Raw genomic sequence first — 4,621 nt, 5'->3', positions numbered from 1 at the left:
TGTTGCTGTCGCTAGCAATCCCAGTGCTGGCCCATGAAGGGGGCGCAAGCACTTCGCCTAAGGATGGCGTCACCATTCAGGATTCCCCAGCAGAGATTGGCATCGAGTTTGGTGGCATGATGCGCATCACCCAGTTTGAAGTGACAGGCCCAAACGGCCCCGTTCCTCTTGATGGTCAGCCAGGCAGTGAACAGGTCGAACGCTACGTCGTGAAGCCCGGTGAAATTCTTTCGGCTGGGGACTACCAGGTGCACTGGCGCGGCCTATCGGATGACGGACACATGATGTCCGACGGTTTTAACTTCTCGGTCGAGCCCTGACCCGTGGCTTGGTGGTTCTCCGTAAATAGCCTCGATGTCTGGACCGTCGCGATGATTCTCGTGGCGGCCGGGATTTACCTTAGCGCCCTAGTCGCGACGGGGGCCGTGTTGTTTCGTCTAGCGTTTCCCCGGCTCCCTGATCACGACCGGAGGCGCGTCGCCCGCATGGGTGTCCTTTCTGCCTGGGCGGGGGTCATCCTGATTCTGTTCCAGTGGTCTTTAGAAGCTGGTTACCTTGGAGGCGGCAATATAGCGGCTGCAACCAACCCAATGTTGCTCGGGATCGTGTTCGATGGCGCGTCCGGGGGTCGACTAATACTGGTGGTAGCTGGTTTGCTGCTGGTCCAGGCGATTCAGCTTAATAACTTAGCGTTCTCGAAAACAGCCAACAGCTTGAGCCTAGTAGGCGTTTTATTGGTGATGCTGGCATTCGTGCAGGTGGGGCATACAGTAAACACCCCACGCCTCGTTCTGGCTGTCTTGCTGATCGTTCACCTGATGGCGGCAGCATTCTGGGTAGCCTCGCTGTGGCCGCTGTTCCACTTAGTGGGGCAACATTACAACCACGGCAATACCGCCCGCATTCTGACCCGTTTCGGGCAACTCGCCATGGGCGGAGTTGGCGTGTTGGTACTGGCGGGCGTCACTTTGGCCACGCTGCTAACAGGCGGTCTCACACCCCTGCTCACCACGGCATATGGACAGTTCTTGATCGGCAAAGTATTGATTGTCGCGGTGCTGCTGTTATTTGCTGCCGCGAACAAGTGGCGGCTTGTACCTGCCTTTGAGAGCGGCGATGCAACAGCCCCACGACGTTTGCAGCGCAGTATTGCGCTGGAGGTGGTGCTGGTCGTGGTTATCCTGCTGATCACGGCGGTGCTGACAAGGGTGACATCACCGAATGGGTGACCGTCAGGACAACCACCTTAGGTAGTTAAGAACCTAGCTTAATAGCTATAAGCAACGCTATCCGGAAGGCAAGGCCGATGCCATCCGCGCGCGACAAGAGATGCACACCCGCCACGTGGCCGTGGTGGTTCGTGGCATCTTGATGTGGTTCAGAAATTGTAGCCCAGACCAATCGTATAAGCCCAGATACCGTCCTCCTGAAACGCATCGGTGGCATCGTCGGTATCGCTGAACAGGAACTGATACTCAGCGCGAGCGAGGAAATAGGCCTTGGGCAGAACATAGTATTTCATACCCGTTTCCCGTCCCGCGAAGGCGCTGTCTTTGACGCCGTCTCCATAGATACCACCGAGGCTAGCACCGACGAAGGGCCGCGCACGACCATCAAGGAACTGATGGGTTAGGTAACCACGGGTTGAGCCGTTCCAGAAACCATCTGTGACGCCCGCCTTCGCCTTCGACATCGGCGTAATTGACGCTTTGCCGAACACCGGCAACCATGTTATCCCTCAGATACCAACCAAGATCAACAGTCTCACGCCGAAGTTTCCGCTATTAAAATTCCGATCGTTACTGCCAGTTCCAGAGATCGAAAACTCACGGACACCCGTGGGCCGTACTCTGAGTTTTGGGCGGATGCTGCCCTAGGCAGAACAGCGAGAAGACAAAAAGCCATTGCTGCAGTGTTGACTCTATTCATGAGGAGACCCTTCCTGACATTATTAGGATTGTATTTCCATAATGCACTATTCGTTATCTAGCGCGGATAGTAACGCGACCGATACCTTGGCGATCAAACGACACGGACCCGCACCATCATGTTCAGGGTCTGACATCACACGATCTGTGCGTTAGCACACACGTATATGATGGAATCTGAAAAACTGGCTACCGGATTGAGGATATGTGCTTCACCACAGCCGATCGACTCACCATCGGCATTATGCTCGGCTACATCGTATCCGGACTGATCATTCTTAGGCATCAGTTCCCGGCTGCCTTGCTAGCAACGGTTCTTTACTGATCATTTATTAGTTCTGGTCGACCGGTCGATTCCACCGCCTCGACTGGGTCAGCGACGCGACATGGTTTCTATATGAAGGCCATCGCTCGGCTAGGTGGCTATCTATATCGCTCCAGAGATACCCCTTTAAGGGCAGCCTTCATTGACGAGGTTTCATCCGCGTAGCTGATAATATTGTAAGTTTCCAGGCTTTAAATCCAAACGCAGGAAAAACTTGCGCGCAATTGAAAGGTTGCTGGGAGCAATTTCCGAATAACTAATCGCGGGCCGAAGTGAGGCGATCGCCTTGCAAGATGAGTTCCACGCCCTATCACGATAATCGCATAAGTTGTGGGACAAACTCTTTAGATCATATTTTTGATAACTAATCTTTCATGAGAAGCACAGGTGCGAACCCCCCACCTGGCGTACGGAAATTGGTCGTCTGTCCTCGATAAAGTCTCGCTGCGGCCATTAACAGTGTGCCGCGATAGGTATACAGTCTAACGTCGACCTTGAGATTTTTACGCTGTCCATCGACCAGAACGAGGCGTTCGGAGGGAGGCACATGGGCCTGGGCAATATAGTCGCTTTCCAAGATTTGGCTGAATGTTTTTTTGGTGAGTTTACTTCCCCGGTACACTCCCTTACTTCCGTGGCCTGCGACAGGTTTGAAGAACCACTGCCGTCGCTGTTGCCAAAGGGTATCAGCATTATCAGCGCTGACCTGTAAGGTACGGGGAATACAAGAGCGAAGTAATTCGGCATTTTGAGCGCTCAACCCCCAAGCCATAAGCGTCGCGGGATCTGATAACACAGCCAAGTTGCGTTTGTCCGCGAACAATGCGTGTGCATGGGGATTTGGGGTTATGACTGCGCCTCCGTCCAACCAGGCAGAGTGTAAGGCGGAGTTTCCGGGTGCTTCGAGCCCAAAATCCACTAAGCGATTGTAAACCATATCTACTCGCTTACCGCCGCTGTATAGCATGCCTGACTCATACCGAAGGTCGCCAGGCGAGAGGATGAGAGCATCAATGCCATGACGCCGTAATAACTGCTGGGCAAGTTTGAATTCAGGATAGAGGTATTGCCCCATAGGCTGATCATCAACGATAGCTATCCTCTCCAGACGTCCATTGCCACGCTGGGCACGCCATTCGCTCTCGAACTGGGCTATCACTTTAGCCTCGAAGTCGGCAGACCCGGCCGCACTTTTAGCATCACCACAACACTGCAGTTGGGCCCGTACCAGGATCGCGTTAAGAAATGCACCTCCGGCATTGGTATTGATTTCGATGAGGCGAGGCCCGTCCTCGCCGAGATGGAAATCATAGCCCATGAAGACACCTACTGGGCCGGGGTTTAACTGTGCACTTTGCGGGGCCCAAGACAGTACTTGTCGCTGATAGTCGGGAAGAGCGGCGGCGTTTTCTATGGCCTGAACAGTGGCCCTCATCTGCTCCAGAACCTGAGATGGGACAAAGACAGCGACATTCGAGAAAAGTTGATGCCAGGTCGAACGGATAAAGGCCTCATCGGAATCGTCGCCCAACTGGTCGATAAGACTTTGGGTGGCTGCTCGTCGGTCTAGAGTGATACAGGTGCAGTGCTGGTTCAGCCTTTCTGCTTCTGTCATCCCTGGGGAGCCACTGGTCTTTTGCAAGAGCTGTCCTCTGGTTTTTTCACGCTGATCTAGATCAAACTGGCCAGCATCGGCTGGTCATTGAGTTCATGAGGGCGATATTTAACGAGCTACACCTTCTGCTGATAGATCAACGTCGATGATGAGCGCTCATGGTGCTTGTACGCTCGCATTAACATCTTGTGGCAAAACTTTCAGGAAATGTAGACACAAGGGTTAATATAGATGAAGTGGAAAGCCGACGTCCGGTCATAGCGATAAAAGTAACTAGCGCTACCATCATCATCAACAAGGGGCAACTATTTTCTGCCGACAATGATGCGCAGTGATGACCAAGAGCATCCCTGCTGCCGACATCGGCAACTGAACAAATTTCACTATTAAGCGGAAGATGCTGTATTGAATTAAAAAAGGTCCCGAAATAAGGCCTTGCGCTTGCAAGTTTTCGTGATAGCTACTTATCCGGCAGGTCATATTTTTACTGTAGGTTCAGGCTCGTTTCAGGTTAACACCGTATAAAGAACGGGTGACAATAACCTCTGAGGTAAATGACCATGCGCTACACTCTTTTAACAACGTCTTTGTTTGCCCTTTCATTAAGTCTGATCACGGGCGCGGCGCTGGCTGCACCCGGCCACGGCGGTGGTGGCAATAACCTAACCGAGGCTGACGTTGACCGCACGATCAGCCTTGAGGCTGGCGATATGTGGTTCGACCCTGAAGAGCTAGAACTGGCGGCTGGGGAGG

General features: G+C 53.1%; 5 protein-coding genes and 1 pseudogene. 3 read left to right on the top strand and 3 right to left on the bottom strand.

Annotation, left to right across the window (positions count from 1 at the left end; translation table 11 throughout):
• Both AAC076_RS17210 and AAC076_RS17205 read left to right on the top strand, forming a co-directional pair.
• Positions 1 to 320, top strand: a 320-nt coding sequence (locus tag AAC076_RS17210; protein ID WP_339848062.1) for a copper resistance CopC family protein, incomplete at its 5' end; no start/stop codon positions are given.
• A 165-nt stretch (positions 321 to 485) separates the two neighbouring features.
• Entirely contained in the window at positions 486 to 1,229 is a 744-nt protein-coding gene (locus AAC076_RS17205) for a CopD family protein (protein WP_223828031.1), read from the top strand.
• A gap of 149 nt (positions 1,230 to 1,378) precedes the next feature.
• Here AAC076_RS17205 and AAC076_RS17200 read toward each other — a convergent pair whose 3' ends face one another.
• The 3 genes from AAC076_RS17200 to AAC076_RS17190 form a co-directional block, all read right to left on the bottom strand.
• Positions 1,379 to 1,693, bottom strand: a complete 315-nt coding sequence (locus tag AAC076_RS17200; RefSeq protein ID WP_197672011.1) for a hypothetical protein — start codon at positions 1,691 to 1,693, stop codon at positions 1,379 to 1,381.
• A 371-nt stretch (positions 1,694 to 2,064) separates the two neighbouring features.
• Complete coding sequence (locus AAC076_RS17195) at positions 2,065 to 2,214, bottom strand: hypothetical protein (RefSeq protein ID WP_022522203.1); 150 nt, start codon at positions 2,212 to 2,214, stop codon at positions 2,065 to 2,067.
• A gap of 403 nt (positions 2,215 to 2,617) precedes the next feature.
• Positions 2,618 to 3,895: a hypothetical protein gene (locus tag AAC076_RS17190; protein ID WP_339848052.1), complete on the bottom strand. Its 1,278-nt coding sequence runs from the start codon at positions 3,893 to 3,895 to the stop codon at positions 2,618 to 2,620.
• Positions 3,896 to 4,428: 533 nt separating this feature from the next.
• On the opposite strand from AAC076_RS17190, the pseudogene AAC076_RS17185 reads away from it, so the two are divergent.
• A pseudogene (locus AAC076_RS17185) lies at positions 4,429 to 4,621 on the top strand (hypothetical protein); the annotation flags it as partial.

This window comes from uncultured Halopseudomonas sp. (assembly GCF_963977355.1).
GTDB lineage: Bacteria > Pseudomonadota > Gammaproteobacteria > Pseudomonadales > Pseudomonadaceae > Halopseudomonas.
This window is presented reverse-complemented; position numbering and strand designations above follow the sequence as displayed.

What these genes read in the sequence shown, in the direction of transcription:
- AAC076_RS17195 (WP_022522203.1), bottom strand. Translation starts at nt 2,214, where the DNA reads ATGCCTAAGAATGATCAGTCCGGATACGATGTAGCCGAGCATAATGCC.
- AAC076_RS17205 (WP_223828031.1), top strand. Translation starts at nt 486, where the DNA reads ATGGGTGTCCTTTCTGCCTGGGCGGGGGTCATCCTGATTCTGTTCCAG.
- AAC076_RS17200 (WP_197672011.1), bottom strand. Translation starts at nt 1,693, where the DNA reads ATGTCGAAGGCGAAGGCGGGCGTCACAGATGGTTTCTGGAACGGCTCA.